This window comes from Shewanella sp. YLB-07 (assembly GCF_009377275.1).
Map to the genome: position 1 here is coordinate 40,828 of NZ_VOQB01000012.1, position 17,487 is coordinate 58,314.

15 protein-coding genes are annotated in these 17,487 nt (G+C 44.9%); 3 read left to right on the forward strand and 12 right to left on the reverse strand.

Going from position 1 to position 17,487, the window contains the following annotated elements; genetic code table 11:
- Nucleotides 1-135: 135 nt before the first annotated feature.
- The 6 genes from FS373_RS22715 to FS373_RS22740 all read right to left on the reverse strand — a co-directional run bounded on the left by FS373_RS22715 (nt 136) and on the right by FS373_RS22740 (nt 6,913).
- Nucleotides 136-1,935: a DUF885 domain-containing protein gene (locus FS373_RS22715; RefSeq protein WP_144044364.1), complete on the reverse strand. Its 1,800-nt coding sequence runs from the start codon at nt 1,933-1,935 to the stop codon at nt 136-138.
- A gap of 197 nt (nt 1,936-2,132) precedes the next feature.
- Nucleotides 2,133-3,509, reverse strand: coding sequence for an oxygen-independent coproporphyrinogen III oxidase (gene hemN, locus FS373_RS22720; protein ID WP_144044365.1), 1,377 nt, complete (start codon nt 3,507-3,509; stop codon nt 2,133-2,135).
- A 224-nt stretch (nt 3,510-3,733) separates the two neighbouring features.
- Complete coding sequence (locus FS373_RS22725) at nt 3,734-4,201, reverse strand: DUF2489 domain-containing protein (protein ID WP_144044366.1); 468 nt, start codon at nt 4,199-4,201, stop codon at nt 3,734-3,736.
- Between the two features lie 76 nt (nt 4,202-4,277).
- On the reverse strand, nt 4,278-4,823 hold the full coding sequence (gene yihI, locus FS373_RS22730) for a Der GTPase-activating protein YihI (protein WP_144044367.1): 546 nt from the start codon (nt 4,821-4,823) through the stop codon (nt 4,278-4,280).
- Nucleotides 4,824-4,871: 48 nt separating this feature from the next.
- A complete protein-coding gene (locus tag FS373_RS22735; RefSeq protein WP_144044368.1) occupies nt 4,872-5,549 on the reverse strand; it encodes a class I SAM-dependent methyltransferase in 678 nt (225 codons plus the stop codon).
- A gap of 743 nt (nt 5,550-6,292) precedes the next feature.
- The gene (locus FS373_RS22740) at nt 6,293-6,913 is read right to left on the reverse strand and encodes a c-type cytochrome (RefSeq protein ID WP_144044369.1); all 621 of its coding nucleotides are present in this window, start codon (nt 6,911-6,913) and stop codon (nt 6,293-6,295) included.
- A 168-nt stretch (nt 6,914-7,081) separates the two neighbouring features.
- Here FS373_RS22740 and yihA point away from each other — a divergent pair, with 168 nt between their 5' ends.
- Nucleotides 7,082-7,783: a ribosome biogenesis GTP-binding protein YihA/YsxC gene (gene yihA, locus FS373_RS22745; protein ID WP_144044370.1), complete on the forward strand. Its 702-nt coding sequence runs from the start codon at nt 7,082-7,084 to the stop codon at nt 7,781-7,783.
- A 1,080-nt stretch (nt 7,784-8,863) separates the two neighbouring features.
- Here the strand turns inward: yihA and polA are convergent.
- The gene (gene polA / locus FS373_RS22750; RefSeq protein ID WP_144044371.1) at nt 8,864-11,617 is read right to left on the reverse strand and encodes a DNA polymerase I; all 2,754 of its coding nucleotides are present in this window, start codon (nt 11,615-11,617) and stop codon (nt 8,864-8,866) included.
- 424 nt (nt 11,618-12,041) lie between these two features.
- Between polA and elbB the strand changes: the two genes are divergently transcribed.
- Nucleotides 12,042-12,695 (forward strand): isoprenoid biosynthesis glyoxalase ElbB, encoded by a 654-nt coding sequence (gene elbB / locus FS373_RS22755; RefSeq protein WP_152830684.1) that lies wholly within the window; start codon nt 12,042-12,044, stop codon nt 12,693-12,695.
- 35 nt (nt 12,696-12,730) lie between these two features.
- Here elbB and glpG read toward each other — a convergent pair whose 3' ends face one another.
- The 5 genes from glpG to FS373_RS22780 all read right to left on the reverse strand — a co-directional run bounded on the left by glpG (nt 12,731) and on the right by FS373_RS22780 (nt 17,178).
- Nucleotides 12,731-13,570 (reverse strand): rhomboid family intramembrane serine protease GlpG, encoded by an 840-nt coding sequence (gene glpG, locus FS373_RS22760; RefSeq protein WP_144044373.1) that lies wholly within the window; start codon nt 13,568-13,570, stop codon nt 12,731-12,733.
- 26 nt (nt 13,571-13,596) lie between these two features.
- Nucleotides 13,597-13,905, reverse strand: a complete 309-nt coding sequence (gene glpE, locus FS373_RS22765) for a thiosulfate sulfurtransferase GlpE (RefSeq protein WP_144044374.1) — start codon at nt 13,903-13,905, stop codon at nt 13,597-13,599.
- A gap of 95 nt (nt 13,906-14,000) precedes the next feature.
- A complete protein-coding gene (gene tdh, locus FS373_RS22770; RefSeq protein ID WP_144044375.1) occupies nt 14,001-15,026 on the reverse strand; it encodes an L-threonine 3-dehydrogenase in 1,026 nt (341 codons plus the stop codon).
- Nucleotides 15,027-16,220, reverse strand: coding sequence for a glycine C-acetyltransferase (locus tag FS373_RS22775; RefSeq protein WP_144044376.1), 1,194 nt, complete (start codon nt 16,218-16,220; stop codon nt 15,027-15,029).
- 301 nt (nt 16,221-16,521) lie between these two features.
- Entirely contained in the window at nt 16,522-17,178 is a 657-nt protein-coding gene (locus FS373_RS22780; RefSeq protein WP_144044377.1) for a TetR/AcrR family transcriptional regulator, read from the reverse strand.
- Between the two features lie 131 nt (nt 17,179-17,309).
- Between FS373_RS22780 and FS373_RS31630 the strand changes: the two genes are divergently transcribed.
- Nucleotides 17,310-17,486 carry a hypothetical protein gene (locus FS373_RS31630; RefSeq protein ID WP_185976929.1) on the forward strand — a complete coding sequence of 59 codons (177 nt, stop codon included), beginning with the start codon at nt 17,310-17,312 and terminating at the stop codon, nt 17,484-17,486.
- Nucleotide 17,487 lies beyond the last annotated feature (1 nt).

Here is a 17,487-nt window from a genome sequence, read left to right on the forward strand (position 1 = left end):
TATCTACTGGTCTTATGTATGCTGCTTGCCAGTGTAGCACAGAGTAAAAAGCCGCCGCGAGTCACGAGTATCGTCTTGAAGCTGAAGCTCCCATTTACTGAATACTCGTGACACTGTTACTTAGTTAACTCTTTGCTAGGTTTTTTGAGAGGAGATAAAGTCTGCGATCTGTTGCTCTAGCACTGACATGGGCACAGAGCCATTTTCTAAGATGGCATCATGGAAGGCTCTGATATCAAACTTTTCACCTAGCTCCTCTTCAGCCTGAACTCGCAGACGCTTGATGGTGAGCTCGCCAATCTTGTATGACAGGGCTTGGCCCGGCCATGAGATATAACGATCTATCTCTGTGGTGACATTGTGCATGGACAGAGCCGTGTTACCAGCCATAAAGTCCAGTGCTTGCTGTCGACTCCACCCCTTAGCGTGCATGCCTGTGTCGACGACCAGGCGAGCCGCACGCCACATCTCATAGGTCAGGCGACCAAAGTTGCTGTAGGGGTCTTGATAGAAGCCTGCTTCTAAGCCCAGATACTCGGAGTAGAGTCCCCAGCCTTCACCGAAGGCCGAAATATAGCTATAACGGCGAAAGTTTGGCAGTTTGATGAGCTCTTTATTGAGGGAGATCTGTAGATGATGGCCGGGTACGGCTTCGTGCAAGGTCAGGGCTTCAAGTTCATATAGAGGCCGTTTATCTAAGGCGTAGGTGTTAACCCAGTAGTAACCCGGTTCATCGTCACGGTTGGATCCTGAGTAACGCCCTGTGGTGTACTTAGGCGCTATCTCGGCCGGGACGGCTTGAATGCCGTATGGAATTCTTGGTAGCTTGCCGAAGTATTTAGGTAGCATGGCATCGGCTTTTTTGGCGATGAATGCAGCTTCTTTCAATAGTTCTTCGGCCGTTTTAGGATAAAACTGAGGATCGGTACGCAAAAAATGTAAGAAGTTGGCGAAACTGCCCTCGAAACCGAGATCGTCGATAATGATCTGCATCTCTGCGCGGATACGTTTTACTTCTTTAAGGCCGAGTTGGTGAACTTCATCGGATGTCATATCGAGAGTGGTGTAATAACGGACTCGGTTTTCATAGAAGGCGGCGCCATCGGGCAGGCTGGCACAGGCGATATCTGTACGGGCACCGGGAATGTACTCCTCGGTCATGAAGTCATAAAACTGCTGATAAAGCGGCAATATCTGCAGTTCTATGATTTTTTTGCCTCGGGCCGTCAGGTCATCTTTCTGAGCCTGAGTAAAATGCTTTGGGTAGTGGGTGAAAGGCTTGAAGTAGCCACTGTCTTCCACGGGAACCGTGAAGGCGCTGATACTGTCTTCGAAGCCATTGAGGGTGACTTGTGGCGGAGTAATCCCTGACTCTAAGCCCTGTTTCAGCCAATAGGTTTGCTGAGCGAAGTATTTAGGTAGGTTAGATAACTTGGCTATATAGTTTTCGTAATCTTGCTCCGTTACGAATCTTGCCTTAGCAATGGAGGCGATATAAGCATGAAAACCGCTCTCGGCTGTGATGGGCAGATAGTGATCCTTGTATCGATACAGGTCGACACTGTTTTGCAGCTGTCCCTGGAGGATCTGGGCGTTAATCTTGTCCTCTTTCGAGAGGGTATCTCTGTCTAATGCTTTGAGTTTAGTGAGCTGCGCCTGTTTACGATGATTGAGTGAGGCTAAGTTAGCAGGAGATAGATCGGATAATTTACCGGCTGCACTGGCATCACCCTCGAAGAAAGCCTGTGATGGATCACTATCGAGTTGAATCTGCCAGTCAGCTTCGATAATCGATTTAAGCGTTAAATCGCTAACTCCCATAGTTAGTGGGCTCTCGGCAGATGTCATAGACTGAGTTTGTTCGGTTGAGACGGAGTTGATTTGGCAAGCACTGAGAGACACGGCGAGTAAACTGGGAAGTAAAAGCTTAAACATTACTGAGACCTTAATGGCTATTATTGATTATTATGTCTTCGATTATGCCTCAGACTCGCTAAAGATAAAAAGTGTATACAAAAATAGTTACAAAATACAAAACAGAGAGGTAAATCTGAGAGACAAAAAAGCCGACTAGATGTCGGCTTTCATTTAGCTATCTCATCGAGAGCCGTCGAAACAGTCCTTATTATCTATTAAATTACTCGAGAGAACTGTTGTTGGCGGGCTTTTTCCCGGTAATAGACGTCGAAACAGATACAGATATTACGGATCAACAGTCTACCCGTCGGGCTGATGGTGATCTTCCTATCGGTGATGTCGACTAGCTTATCATCGATAAATGTTTGCAGTAGTTTGAGATCTTCTGTGAAGTAGTCTTCGAACTTAATCCCTAGCTTCTCATCGATTTGAGCCATATCCAATTCGAAGTGACAGATAAGCTGTTTAATGACCACGCGGCGGATTTCATCGTCACGGTTTAGACCACAACCTTTCCATAATGCATGACCATTAGCATCGATAGATTCGAAGTAAGGGCGGATATCTTTCTGGTTCTGGGCATAGCAGTCGCCAATCTGGCTGATCGAAGAGACGCCCAGGCCTAATAGGTCACATTCTTCCTGGGTGGTGTAACCCTGGAAGTTTCTGTGGAGTCTGCCTTCATTTTGCAAGATAGACAGCTCATCATCGGGCTTGGCGAAGTGATCCATGCCTATGTACTGATAACCGGCACCGGTTAAGGTTTCGATTGTTTGGTGCAACATCTCTAGTTTCTGTTGCGGTGAAGCCAGATCTTCATCTTTAATTTTACGCTGAGCCGCGAAACGAGAAGGCAGGTGCGCATAGTTAAATACAGAAAGACGATCCGGATCCAGATCTAAGACTCGCTGCATGGTTTCAGCGAAGGTTTCCGGTGTCTGGTGAGGCAGACCATAGATGAGATCTATGTTGGTAGAGACGAAGCCCAACTCTTTGGCCTTAGCCATAAGATCGAAGATGAACTGCTCGTCTTGCTCACGGTTGACGGCAATCTGTACTTTCTTATTGAAGTCCTGAACGCCGATTGAGATGCGATTAAATCCCGCCTCTTTAAGCGTATCTAACATGGTGAGTTCGATTTCACGGGGATCGACTTCAATCGAATATTCGCCGACGTCGGCTACGTTGAAGTTGGCCTTGATTAGCTCTGATAGATCGAGGATCTGATCTGGACGTAGAAAGGTCGGTGTTCCGCCGCCCCAATGGATCTGGGTGACGAGATAGTCCTTAAACAGAGGTGCGCGTTTGACAATTTCAGCTGCCAGATACTCAAGATATTGGTCGGCTTTATGCTGGTGACGAGTGATGACCTTGTTACAACCACAGTAGTAACAAAGCTTGGCGCAGTATGGAATATGGATATAGAGAGAAAGCTTATCACTCTTGCTGTTCTTAATCGAAGTCAGCAGCTTTTCTTCGGTGAATGAGTCATCGAACTCAAGCGCCGTCGGGTAAGAGGTATAACGGGGACCGCTGTAATTGTATTTCTCGATCATTGACTGATCCCAACTAATTTGGGTGGGCTGCTTCAAGGCGTGTCCTCCGAAGTGATAGTTTAGCAACATGTAAAGTATGCATGGTTATTGGCTAAATAACCTTGATCCATGTTGTATAAATTGAAGCTGAATAATTAATTCGAGAATTTCAGTTGGGGAATATCCACGAAAATAGAGCACTTGTCTGTGCTCTTATGGGGAATTTGTGCACAGACTCACGGGATAGGACTATTTATGCAGAGTAACAGAGCTTAACCGAGTTAATGCAGTGGACTTGGTGTAAAACTGGTTAGTTGTTTCGCTTCTTCAAGAATATCGGTTTCGAGTTCAGCTTCAGAGCGCATGCGGGCAAAATCCAGCTTCATGCGTTGTTGCTTCTCCAGTTTTTTTCGTTGAGCCATGATGGGATGATCTTGGATCACCGCAAAATGTTTGAAAATAGCCGGATATTGAGCTTCTACCTGTTCCGACATAGATAAAAGACTGAACAGTTTGGCTATTCTCATTACGCCTTCTGAAAGTTCGCAGCGATCTTCTAACATAGCGGTGGCAATGTAGCGGATGCTGTTCAAATGCTCGTCTAGGCGTGCCTGGTTTATGGCTTTTAATTCTTGTTGATGCTTCTTCTTTTGGATGCTTTGTTTACGCAGCTTAAGCAACAAGGCTGTGGCGTAGCCAGCAAGGGTGGTAATGATGATAAAACCTATGACTATAAGCGCTGTTGTCATGCTTTGTCCTGTCGGTATAGATAACGAATACTAAAAAATGGCATCGATAAAATGCCATTTTTTAGAAAGCTAAGCGTTAATCTTTATTCTGATAGTCTTTTAGCAGATCTGCACCGGATTCAAACTTGTCCAACAGGTCGTCATCGCTCACTGCAGCTGCTGACTCAATAACCTGACCAAGATCATCTTCCTCGGTGATCCCTAAACGCTCCATCAATGCTTCTATCTGATTAAGCGTCTTGTTGAGCCACTTCTGATCGTCTTGGCTTAGATCTTTACCCTCTTCGAGCATATCGAGTAGCTGGTTTAGTCTTGGATCTTCTTCGAGTTTGAATAGCTTCTGCTCATCGGTCAGTTTTGGACCTTGCTCTTTTTTCGGGGCGATCACTTTGACTTGGCTTGGAAGATCAAGTTTTATTGTCTTCTTGCTACCATGTCGTGGATCTTTCTTAGTGGCAGCCGAACCCTCTTTTCCACCGACAATATTTGAATTGTGACGGCTTCCTGCCTTGTTTCCTGATTTTTTCTTCTTGCCTTCAAGACCACGATCACTCTTCTTGGTTCTTGGAGCTAACTTAGGCGCATTTTCATTGGCTTTACGGGATTTCTTAGAGTGTGACATGGTTTTTCTCAATAACTGGTAATACAAATTTAGATATAAATGCGCTGATTACAGATCAATAAGCGAACTTTGGCCGCGTTTTATATCAGATCCTGATGGTTTTTGCACCAAGATGAGATCATTTGCTGCGAATAATAGCCTAAAACCTGCCTGCTCGGCTAGAAACTCGAAGGTGTCTGCCTGATAAAAGCTGACATGAGTCAGGTTGTTCTTGTGATGCCACCTATCGAAAGCGTGGGCTTCGGTGAGTAATTTAGTGTTTATTGCTAGCCATCCTCCGGGTTTCAAGAGCTTACACAGCAGTGACCACTCCTTGAATGGGGAGCGGAAATGTTCGAATACCCGATAACAGCAGATAAAGTCATACTCTTGCTGCAGGAGGTTATGGTCGGGGGCAAAGTAAGGATCATATTGCCGTAAATCATGTCCCTGGGCTTTGATTGTCTCGAGTGTGTGAGTGTCGGTTAAGCGGCCAAAGTTAAGTCCAATTAATGCTTGATTGGTTTCTTGTGCGATCTGCTGTATCAGGCTGAGCAAGAACTGTCTAAGGGGCTTTTGGTATTTGTTGGCACTCAGTTGGTATCGCTTTTTCTCTATCTGGGGCGGGAGATGAGAGGTAGCGTCGGAGAATACCAGCTGACAGTGGTGACAAGTGTAGATACTGCGTTTTCTGTCTTGATAAAATAGTGAGGTATGTTCATTGTGACAAAGAGGGCATCTAAGCATATAGGTATGGATCTGCTCACTATCGATAGTAATGGTAATATTTTGCCATAAAAAAAGGCGACAGTACGACTGTCGCCTTCAAAAAGTGTCAGAGACACCAATTCTTATTTCAAGTATCCGTACTTGCTATGCGACTTTCCCGGTCAATTTCCATCTTTTTTTAGTCTGCTTTCCATGCATGCTTTTTTAGTTTTCGGTCTTCCAGACGCTTTCTTAATAGTCCTGAGTCTTCCTGACCACAGCTTCCGTAGATGGTCTTCATGACACATCACAATCCTATCGTCATCTATGACGCCAAATGTAACCATCCCTGTTAGTTTTATCGTTAGTTCAGTGATTTAACGCTCTAAAACCGATAATTACTTATCCGCGAAGCGATGTTCTCTGAGCCTGTAAGGTAGTGCTATTACAGCTAAATGGCCTTCCTAACCAAGTTCCTTACGAATATTTTTCTGACCTGGATTTCAATCGAAATCACGACTCTTATTATTTTTAGTGAGTGGTCTTAATTATATTATTATTATTGAATTTATTTATTCTTATATCTTAAATGTCACAAATACCGAAAACTGTAAGTTATTATTTAATATTTTATACAAACAGATGGGTTCATCTCGGTACGGGCTTAATTAAACCTAAATCTGTGATCTCTGTCAAGTATGTTTTTGCAGGTAGTTTACGTAAAGGTAAATGTGGTGATGTTAAAAAAGGTGGAAACACCACCTTCTTTAACATGCTTAAAGTTACTTAAGGCTTGATATATATTTAGATAATGCCTCGATATCATCGCTGGTAAGTTTCTTCGCGATATCTTGCATCATGCCATTTAAGTCGTTGTTACGATTTGTATCGCTAAACTTGTTAAGCTGTATTTTAAGGTAGTTGGCATGTTGACCACCGATATCTGGGAAGCCTGCTAACTCTATACCAGCGCCTTCCGGGCCGTGACAAGCGATACAAGCAGTAATTCCGCGAGTCATATCACCACCCTTGTATAGTTGCTCACCTAGAGTTGGTATATCTTTTACTTCGGCTACAACTTTAGTCTGTGAAGAGTAGTATGCAGCGACATCTTCGATATCTTGATCGCTGAGCATGAGAGCCATACCACCCATAATCGGATCGTTACGACCCTCTTTACCGCCTGTTTTAGCTGCACTACGGAAATCGTGTAGTTGCTTAATCAGGTAAGTGGTTTGCTGTCCAGCAAGTTTTGGGTACATGTCTATCATGCTGTTACCATCAACACCGTGACAGGCAGAACAAACAATTGCTTTAGTTTTTCCCGCTTCAGCATTGCCTTCAGCCATTACAGGCGAAGAGATACAGGCTAAGACTGATAGCGCAAGAGCTAACTTTTTCATGGCGTTCCAACTTATTGTTAAATTTTTTGTCCTGAGCTTACTAGCTGAGCCCGCAAGCGTGATAAAATGCTACTTATGTGATCGGGGTAATATTTTACACGAAATTGTGAAAATGTAAGCAACTCTTCGATATTTATAGTGCAAAACCTAATATTTTTGGAGTCAGTAGTGACTGAATCTCGTATTGATTTTCGTAAAGCCAAGTTTTTAATCAGTGCCCCCGATATCGCACACCTAGACGAGTATTTACCTGGGGATGCTGGAATCGAAATCGCTTTCGCTGGGCGTTCGAACGCAGGTAAGTCTAGCGCCCTTAACCTTCTTACAGATCAAAAGAGTCTGGCTCGGACCAGTAGGACTCCGGGAAGAACGCAATTAATCAATGTGTTCGAACTGGATGAACATCGTAGGCTGGTAGATCTTCCTGGTTACGGTTTCGCTCAAGTGCCACTGGCGCTCAAGAAAAAATGGCAGCAATCTCTGGGGGAATATTTACAGAAACGTCAGTGTCTAGGTGGCATGGTGGTCTTGATGGACATCAGGCATCCATTGAAAGATCTCGACATGCAGATGATCGAATGGGCCGTCGAGAGTGAAATACCTGTGTTAGCTCTGTTAACAAAAGCAGATAAGATGAGGCAGAGTGATCGCATGAAGATGGTCAATGAAGTCAGAAAGCATCTGGGTGATTTTGATGGTCGGGTTAAGGTAGAGCCTTTCTCATCGCTTAAAGGCATAGGTAAGGCCAAAGTTTTAGGCATTTTAAATACCTGGTGTCATCCGCAATGGTTGATTGACGCATTAGCTGAAGATGAAGCTAATGGGGCTGAAGACGAAAGTTCTGCCACTGATTCTGCAATTAAGGGTTAACCTTACCTTCAAAGCCGAAAGCTAGTATTAATACCAGTTCCATTAAATAAGTGATCATTCAGCGGGAATTAAAAACGCTGTAGGCAAGTAAGGGGATTGAAGCTAATAGTTATTCTCGGCAACAAGCTCCTGCGTTGCTCTACCTCCAGCATCCATGCAGTCGTATTGCGCAGCAAAAAGTGTTTTTAAACCCGCACTAGGTGAGCTTCTCAGGACTTCCACTTCTGCGTTGCATTGCCTCAAAAGGGAATAACCATTTCCTCAGCAATGCGCCTTGAATTTAAAGCCCTGAGAAAGCTCTGAATAGGTCATACATTTAATGAAATTGGTATATAACAGCGCTTGCCATTTTTCATGGCAGGCGTTTTTTTTAGCCTAGATTGGTGAACTTGCTGGAAATTAACTTGGGTTGTGAGGAATTACAGGCAAAAAAATAGCCGACGGAATAACCATCGGCCTAATTAGCTCTTTTGGGGAGAAGCTAAATTCAACAAGACTCAAGCGCCATTAAGATAGACTCAATGACTCTTAATGGCGACAGCATAGCGCGAATCAACTCAGATTTAAAGTAAATACTCTAAAATTTATTTTGGGCGAAAAAAAGCCCCAGCAAAATACATTGCTGAGGCGCCATAATTTGGCTGTTCATTTAAAAAATGAACTAAAAAGGTTTGAAAGATAGAACATCTTAACCTCTGTACCCTACGCAAAGAATAATACCCCATTGGACGTTATTAGGAAAACAGTTTTTTATAAAAGGAGTCAATATTGTGACTTAGATCTAACATTTTCGTTGATGAAATGTTGTTTTATGATCCATAATTATCGTTTTAGTGATTGAAACTGAATCACTTAGAGGCTTAAGGATGAAAAGACATCATTTACTGATCTTTTTTCAACATTCTGCGTATTTGATTAAGTAAATTGGAAGGTTTTACTGTTTTAACAAGCGAACACATGTCTCATCATTTATGATGAGCCTATAGAGGTAATGAAACTAATGAGGCAGGGTTATAAACTATAAAGCCTCTGGTAAGTATCAGAGGCTTCTTAGTTTAGGTTATATGTGTTTGTTTAGGACTAGTGTGCCTGTTCCCAATTGTCACCTATTCCAGCTTCCGCAAGCAGTTCGACGTCCAGGCTGACAGCATCGGCCATCAGCTGACAAACCTTCTCTTGCATCTGTTCAGCCTTATCGCTGTCGACTTCGAACACGAGTTCATCGTGCACTTGCATGATCATATCGATCTCACCCTGAGTCTCGGTAGCGATCCAATGGGCTATGTTGATCATGGCTTTCTTGATTATATCGGCTGCAGTACCTTGCATCGGTGCATTAATTGCCGCCCGCTCTGCGGCTTGGCGTCTCATGGCATTTCTATCTTTAATGGCGGGTAGATAAAGTCGGCGACCGTAGAGGGTCGAGACGTAACCAAGATCTGCGGCTTCGGCACGAGTCTCTTCCATATACTTGAGCACACCCGGGTAACGTTTAAAGTAAGTATCGATATACTTTTGAGCCTCAGGGCGAGGAATATCTAACTGTTTAGCGAGTCCGAATGCCGACATGCCATAAATGAGTCCGAAGTTTACCGCTTTGGCGCGACGGCGTTGTTCTGTAGTGACGTCATCGAAGTCTACATCGAATACCTCGGCTGCGGTTGCCCTATGAATATCCTTACCTGCGGCGAAGGCCGTGAGTAGACCCTTATCTTGAGACAGGTGAGCCATGATACGCAATTCGATTTGTGAGTAATCGGCTGCGAGTACCTTCTTACCTTCTCGTGCAATGAAGGCGTGACGTATTCTACGGCCCTCTTCGGTACGAATGGGGATGTTTTGCAGGTTGGGCTCACTGGAAGACAGGCGTCCGGTTGCCGCATTGGCTTGATGGTAACTCGTGTGTACCCGGCCACTCTGAGCATTGACCATGAGGGGTAACTTGTCCGTGTAGGTACTCTTCAGCTTAGCTAAGCTTCTGTGCTGCAGTATAATCTTAGGTAGCGGGTAATCTAAGGCTAACTCGACTAATACTTCTTCGGCAGTCGAAGGTGCCCCCTTAGGCGTCTTCTTGATAATGGGATAGCCCAATTTTTCAAAAAATAGTGCCTGAAGCTGCTTAGGTGAACTTAAGTTGAATTTCTCATCCGCGATCTCGAAGGCTTTTTGCTCTAATTCATCTATGGTTCTGGCGAGCTCTTCACTCTGTTGCCCTAACATCATACTATCGATTAAAACGCCTCCACGTTCAATATCTGACAGTATTTGTATGAGTGGTAGTTCAATATCGGTAAATACCGAAGCCAGTTCCGGCTCTTTCTCTAATCTTGGCCATAAGTGCTGGTGTAATCTAAGGGTAATGTCGGCGTCTTCGGCAGCGTAGGGAGCGGCGGTTTCCAGGTCGATCTGATTGAAGGTGAGCTGTTTGACACCTTTGCCTGCGATCTCTTCGAAGCTGATATTCTTGTGACCCAGATATTTAAGTGCCAAATCATCCATGTTGTGCTTAGTTGCGACTGAATTGAACACGTAAGACTCGAGCATAGTATCGAAGGCTATACCTTGTAGCTTAATGCCCACATTAGCAAAAATACTGATGTCGTATTTAAGGTTTTGGCCTACTTTTTTAAGCTCGGAATTTTCAAGCAAAGGTTTGAGTTTTGCTAAGGCTTCAGCCTGATCCAGTTGCTCTGGTGCATCTAAATAATCGTGGCCTAGCGGAAGGTAGGCAGCCTTACCCACTTCAATCGCGAAGGATATACCGACTAACTTGGCCTCCATATAGTTGAGACTGGTCGTCTCTGTATCTATGGCGATGAGCTCTGCATTCGCGAGTTTATCTATCCAGAGATCTAACTCTTCATGGGTGTATATAGTGGTGTATTCGGTCTGAATATCTTGCCTGGTTACCTCTTCATCGGCTGCTGTCTCGCCTTTACCCGAGCCCGTCTTATTATCGAGTACTTCGGCTAACCAACGCTTGAACTCCATTTCACCGAAACATTTTATCAATTCATCCCGGTCTGCCGGCTTGATAGTGAGCTCTTGCCAGTCTTGTTCGAGCTCAACATCTAACTTAATCGTCGCCAGTTCATAGGATAGCTTGAGTATATCCCTGTGTTCGGCCAGTTTAGCTGGCATGGTCTTAGCGCCTCTGAAGCCGAGTTCCGGCATCTTCTCCGGAGCGGCAAGAATCTTATCTATGCAGCCGGCACCGGTTAGCATGGCTACGGCAGTTTTCTCGCCTACACCAGGAAGCCCGGGAATATTATCGGCTTTGTCACCCTGTAGGGCTAATAAGTCGATAATGAGCTCGGGTCCGACACCAAATTTTTCGGTGACTTCGTCCGGCCCCATGATGGTATTGGTCATGGTGTTGATCAGGGTGACATTCTCATCGACAAGCTGGGCCATATCCTTATCGCCGGTGCTGATAAGCACGGCTCTACCCTCTTTACTCGCTTGGGTAGAGATAGTCCCGATAACATCGTCGGCCTCGACTCCGGAAATACATACCAGAGGGAGTCCCATAGCGCGTATAATTCTATGAAGAGGCTCTATCTGAGTGCGAAGATCATCTGGCATAGGCGGCCTTTGGGCCTTGTAATCTTCATACATGTCGTTACGGAACGTTTTACCTTTCGCATCGAAAATTACCGCCATCTGAGTCGGTTCATACTGCTTGAGAAGGCTACGTAACATGTTAATTACGCCATAAACAGCGCCGGTGGCTTCACCCTTAGAGTTGGTAAGATGTGGTGGTGCATAATAGGCACGATAAAGGTAGGAGGAGCCATCTACTAGAACTAACGGATTTTCGGCAATTTTAGGCATAATTTAGGTTTCGATTTAGGTTTCGAGAGCGGCGAATGACTCTGATTTTGAGTGCATTTTTGATAGTGATGCTAGCATGCCACAGAAGGGGAATTTCAGCCACGTCAAATAACGCACAGCCTGTGGATAAGTCTGTGAATTAAACTTTTGATTCGTTGTGGAACTGGGTTATACGGTAGAAGTGGTATGGTTGTAACTTATTGATTGTAAGGTGAAACTAAAAAAAGTGTGAACTAGACATTAGTTTCTTGAAAATCATCCTAATTTGTGGACTTAATTATTCCCCTGTCTTTCCAGACTCAATTATTGGTTAAATATTCAGCGCCCGGTAAAGTCGATGCACTAACTTAGCACGAAAAACAATCGGATCAAGGGCTTTGTTGTGATCTTGTTAAAATAAAAAGATATATGGAGATTAGTTTTAATGAACAAAATAGCAGTCTTATTGAGTGGTTCGGGTGTATTCGATGGTAGTGAGATACATGAATCGGTTTTAGCTATGTTAGCGCTTTCAAAGCTGGGCGTGGATTACCAGTGTTTTGCGCCCAATATTTTACAGATGCATGTGGTTAATCATTTCTCTGGAGAGGTGGAATCGAACCAAATCAGAAATGTTTTAGTTGAATCGGCTCGTATTGCCAGAGGTGAAATAAAGGTGACCGAAGAGCTTGAACTCAATGAGTTTGATGCTTTGATCATTCCTGGTGGTTTCGGGGCCGCGAAAAATTTATGCAATTTTGCCACTAATGGTAGTGATTGCGTTATTGCGCCGGAAATCATAAGTTTTATCGGCCAGTTTGCCACTAGTAACAAGCCTGTTGGCTTTATCTGTATTGCACCGATAATGATCCCTCTTTTATATGGCGAAGGTGCCATAGGCACTATAGGTTATGACAGCGAGACTGCACAAGCTTTCAACTTGATGGGGGGACAGCATCAGGAGGCCGCAGTTCAGGACATCATAGTCGATGAGATAAACAAGGTGGTGAGTACCCCTGGCTATATGCTGGCGGGTAATATCGCCGAAGCGAGCCTTGGTATCGAGAAGCTAGTGAAGAAAGTGGTTGAGATGGTATAAGGTTCTAGATCCTAGGGCTTAGAACCTAGGATCTGCTATCCCTTAATTCTTTTACTATCAATAAATCCTTGTGCAAGTCCGACGAGTAATCCGCCTATGTGAGCACCATTGGCGATAGAGAGTCCGAACATATCGGTGAAGCCAAACACTAACCAGACTAACATGAAGCCAATGTAGGCAGGCGGCAGGCCAATGCCTAATTCGGGGCGTTTAGTGCCCATGATCCAGGTGTAACCGACGACGGCATAAACTACACCGGATAGGCCACCGAAGTTTGGTCCACCGACGAAGTACTGGACTATATTAGGTAAAGTCCCCGCAACTATCAGTAAGGTGAGTAACGGAATCAGGCCTAATTTATTCTCTATTTTTCCTCCCAGAGACCACCACCAAAGCAAATTGAAAATAATATGCAGGGCGGAGAAGTGCAGTAGACTTGGGGTGAACACTCGCCAAAATTCACTTAGGCTAGAGCCAGGCACGGCATTAAAAAATGACAGGTGTTGGTATATTGGCTCGGCAAAGCCCAGATTAAACCCCGCAAACACTAAGATGCAGATGAAGATAATACCTAAGGTTAACGGACCTGCGCCGGTAATAAACTGTGTGACGAGTTGCAGAGAGGGGGAGCCGTAGTCTAGTTTAAGCTTGCTATCACCATTATCCCAAGAAGCCTGTAGATACTTAGGGTCGTGAGGGTTGTGGGTAAAGCGTTCAAATTCCTGTCTGGCACGAATACTATGATGGTCGTTGAGGACACAGATACTGACGCCCTGTTCGGCAGGCAAAATTTTACACTCAATCTTCTCGCCTTTAAGGTAATCGATTAGCGCTAGAGCCGCTCGTTCGTTGGGGAGCCTACCTATTTCAATCATAGAGTGTCCTTAAGGAACTGATCTGTTTATGCGTGTGCTTGGTGCCAAGCTTGGTAGCCACCATCTAGGCTATAGACATCATCGAATCCCTGCTCGACTAAATATTGTGCTGCGCCCTGGCTGCTGATGCCATGATAACAGACAACAATAAGAGGTTGATCCATATCGGCCTCTGCTACAAAACTCGCAAGATTTTCGTTATTGAGGTTGATTGCGCCTTCCACATGACCAGATGCAAAGCTGGCTGCGTCGCGAATATCAACGATCTGAATATCTGAGTGACTCTCTGAGAGTTGAATTAATTGATTGACGCTAAAATGTTGAAAGTTAGACATAGAACCTTACTGCAAAAAATGAGGGTATAGATTAATTGTGCGATAAGGGGCCGTAATAGTACAGCCCCTTAATATAGCATTCACAACGATAAAGGTTAATCCCAGCTGAGGATAACTTTGCCCGATTGACCCGAACGCATGGCGTCGAAGCCTTGCTGGAAATCATCGATCTTGTAGTGATGGGTAATGATAGGTGAGATATCCAGACCCGATTGGATCAGACTCGCCATCTTGTACCAGGTTTCAAACATTTCACGGCCATAGATGCCTTTAATTATCAATCCCTTAAAGATAATCTTGCTCCAGTCGATGGCCATCTCATCGCCAGGAATACCTAGCATGGCGATTTTACCGCCGTGATTCATGGTCTCTAGCATAGAGTGGAATGCACTTGGTACTCCAGACATCTCTAGTCCGACATCGAAGCCTTCTGTCATGCCGAGCTCAGTCATGACATCTTCCAGCTTCTCTTTAGCAACATTAACCGTACGAGTTGCACCCATCTTCTTAGCCAGTTCGAGTCTGTATTCGTTGACATCGGTGATCACAACATGGCGAGCACCAACATGACGGCATACTGCGGCGGCCATGATACCTATGGGGCCAGCTCCGGTGATCAATACATCTTCACCGACCAGGTCAAATGATAGCGCGGTATGAACGGCATTACCGAAAGGATCGAAGATAGCGGCGAGATCGTCTGAGATATCATCGGGGATTTTAAACGCATTAAACGCCGGAATAACCAAATACTCCGCGAAAGCACCGTCACGATTTACACCAACACCTGAGGTGTTTCGGCATAGGTGAGTTCGGCCTGCACGACAGTTACGACAGTGGCCACAGGTAATGTGTCCTTCACCAGAGACTCGATCGCCAATGGTAAAGCCACGGACTTCCTGGCCTATGTCGACAATTTCACCCACATATTCATGGCCGACAACCATAGGTACCGGAATCGTATTTTGCGACCAGGTATCCCAGTTATAGATATGTACGTCGGTACCGCAGATGGCTGTCTTGCGGATCTTGATCAAGAGATCGTTATGCCCTAGCTCTGGCTTAGGTGCTTCGACCATCCAGATACCTTGTTCAGGCTTTAACTTGCTTAATGCTTTCATTTAAATAATGCCCATCTCTTTGGCGATGCGAATAAATGACTCGATAGCTTTATCCAGCTGCTCTTTAGTATGAGCGGCAGACATCTGAGTGCGGATACGCGCCTGTCCCTTAGGGACAACAGGGAAAGAGAAACCAACCACATAGATGTGCTCTTCGAGTAGACGATTAGCGAAGTCACCAGCCAGTTTTGCATCGCCAATCATCACAGGAATGATTGCGTGATCGGCGCCACCTAAGGTAAAGCCTGCTTCGGTCATTTTTTCACGGAAGTAGCGGCTGTTTTCCCAGACGGCTTCACGCAGTGCCTGTCCTGTTTTTAGCATCTCCAGCACATGGATGGAGGCCGTGACAATCGAAGGTGCTAAAGAGTTAGAGAATAGGTAAGGGCGTGAACGCTGACGTAGCCAGTCAACGACCTCTTTCTTGGCCGCGGTGAATCCACCCGAGGCTCCACCTAATGCCTTACCTAAAGTTCCCGTGATGATGTCGACACGATCCATCACTTCACAATATTCGTGAGTACCTCGGCCATTTTGACCGATAAAGCCTACTGCGTGAGAGTCGTCGACCATGACTAGTGCGCCATATTGGTCGGCAAGATCACACACGCCTTTAAGGTTAGCGATAACACCGTCCATAGAGAACACGCCATCGGTGGCGATCAAAATGTTACGTGCGCCAGCTTCTTTGGCTGCTTTAAGTTGCTCTTCGAGGGCGGCCATGTCGTTGTTGGCGTAACGGAAACGTTTCGCCTTACAAAGACGAACACCATCGATAATAGATGCATGGTTTAGGGCGTCAGAGATAATGGCATCTTCCGCGCTAAGCAAGGTTTCAAACAGACCTGCATTTGCATCGAAACAAGATGAATAAAGAATAGTGTCTTCCATGCCGAGGAATTCACTGAGGCTAGCCTCAAGTTGCTTGTGTATGTCTTGGGTGCCGCAGATAAATCTGACCGAAGCCATGCCGAAACCATGATTGTTTAAGCCGTCTTTCGCCGCCTTGATGAGTTCAGGATGATTCGCTAAACCAAGGTAGTTATTTGCACAGAAGTTCATGACTTCTGCGTCATTAACCCGGATTTCGGTCTGCTGAGGAGAGACAATTATGCGCTCGCTCTTATATAAGCCTTCGGCTTTCACTTCAGCAAGTTGTTGATTGAGCTGGTCGTAGAATGAGGTCGTTGCCACCTGAATTCTCCTTAATTAGCATTATTTTGAGTATTGGAGTGGCGGCATTTTAACCTTAAAGCCGCTCGCCCTACAGCCTTTTTTTTACCAGTGATAGCAAGATGAATTAGATTAGGCCTAGTGATGTTTTCACATCAATAAAACTAATCCGTAACAAGTAGGCAAGTTCAGTTTGATTTATTAATATAAGCCTTGATTGTAGAAGGAATTTTAAAGTTTTGATGGTTTTATTGTGATTAACATTCGAGGAGGAATATCGCCAACATCTAGCCGGCGATATTTGCCTTATTACCGATTGGCCTTAGGCTGGTTCTTCGAGCGGGGCCGCGGCTAATTCTTGATAATGCTGTTCGAGTCTGACAAATGTCGCGTGGGAATTTGGCGTCGAATATGCCTTAGACAACATCAAGATCCTCAGCAGCCCTTCATAGAGGGATGATTTAGTGATCTTGGTATCCGGGGAGTGGGTCTGCTTATAGCTGATCCAGAAGCAGACAATCATTCTGATGGTTTCTGCCAGAGGGGGGATCTCATCTTGCTCGATAGCGATCACACCATCTTGCTCGAGTTTACTCAGGACATGGCTGCAACGGGTGAGTACTTGTTGCTGCACCTGTAAATATTGTCTCTTAAGCTCATCATCACGGCTCAATATATCTGTGAGGTTGGCATACATAAACCTGAACTCCCACATGGCATAGAAGATGGCATCGAAGTAGCCTATCAAGAGATCGATAGTGACGGGTTTGCCTTCATAGGGCTGAAAACTGGTCTCAAGGTGGCTCTCGTAAAGGGAGAAGATAGAGCGAATAATGTCCTCTTTATTACGGAAATGGTAATAGAGGTTACCCGGGCTAATACCTAAGTGCGCGGCGATATGATTGGTGGTGATAGTCCTTTCACCATGCTCGTTAAACAGCTCCAGGCTGGCATGTATAATTTTATCGCGGGTTTTCATCTTCGTCCTAATGGCATTTTACTTAATAACTTAGTTGACAAACATACTAGCATTGACGGAATTCATCAGGCAAAACTCATTTGTCAGAGACTGTAATATTGGTTGCTGCTAGTAGAAGGATATTAGGTGAGATGAAAAGAATCGCTGAACCGACCAGTAATTGTATCGAGATCGCAGGCCATAGAGGATTAAGTTGTAAGCATCGCGATGCCAGCTTGACCGCTAGCGACTCGCCCCGTGACATTATCTCTGGGTTTAGTGCTGTGATAGCATTGCATATTCAACTGCCAAATATTTTAAGTACCTGAT

Bases quoted from the DNA above. Each gene is read 5' to 3' on its own strand.
- FS373_RS22715 (WP_144044364.1), bottom strand. From the start codon at position 1,935: ATGTTTAAGCTTTTACTTCCCAGTTTACTCGCCGTGTCTCTCAGTGCT.
- FS373_RS22725 (WP_144044366.1), bottom strand. From the start codon at position 4,201: ATGACAACAGCGCTTATAGTCATAGGTTTTATCATCATTACCACCCTT.
- yihI (WP_144044367.1), bottom strand. From the start codon at position 4,823: ATGTCACACTCTAAGAAATCCCGTAAAGCCAATGAAAATGCGCCTAAG.
- FS373_RS22735 (WP_144044368.1), bottom strand. From the start codon at position 5,549: ATGCTTAGATGCCCTCTTTGTCACAATGAACATACCTCACTATTTTAT.
- FS373_RS22740 (WP_144044369.1), bottom strand. From the start codon at position 6,913: ATGAAAAAGTTAGCTCTTGCGCTATCAGTCTTAGCCTGTATCTCTTCG.
- polA (WP_144044371.1), bottom strand. From the start codon at position 11,617: ATGCCTAAAATTGCCGAAAATCCGTTAGTTCTAGTAGATGGCTCCTCC.
- elbB (WP_152830684.1), top strand. From the start codon at position 12,042: ATGAACAAAATAGCAGTCTTATTGAGTGGTTCGGGTGTATTCGATGGT.
- glpG (WP_144044373.1), bottom strand. From the start codon at position 13,570: ATGATTGAAATAGGTAGGCTCCCCAACGAACGAGCGGCTCTAGCGCTA.
- glpE (WP_144044374.1), bottom strand. From the start codon at position 13,905: ATGTCTAACTTTCAACATTTTAGCGTCAATCAATTAATTCAACTCTCA.
- tdh (WP_144044375.1), bottom strand. From the start codon at position 15,026: ATGAAAGCATTAAGCAAGTTAAAGCCTGAACAAGGTATCTGGATGGTC.
- FS373_RS22780 (WP_144044377.1), bottom strand. From the start codon at position 17,178: ATGAAAACCCGCGATAAAATTATACATGCCAGCCTGGAGCTGTTTAAC.
- FS373_RS31630 (WP_185976929.1), top strand. From the start codon at position 17,310: ATGAAAAGAATCGCTGAACCGACCAGTAATTGTATCGAGATCGCAGGC.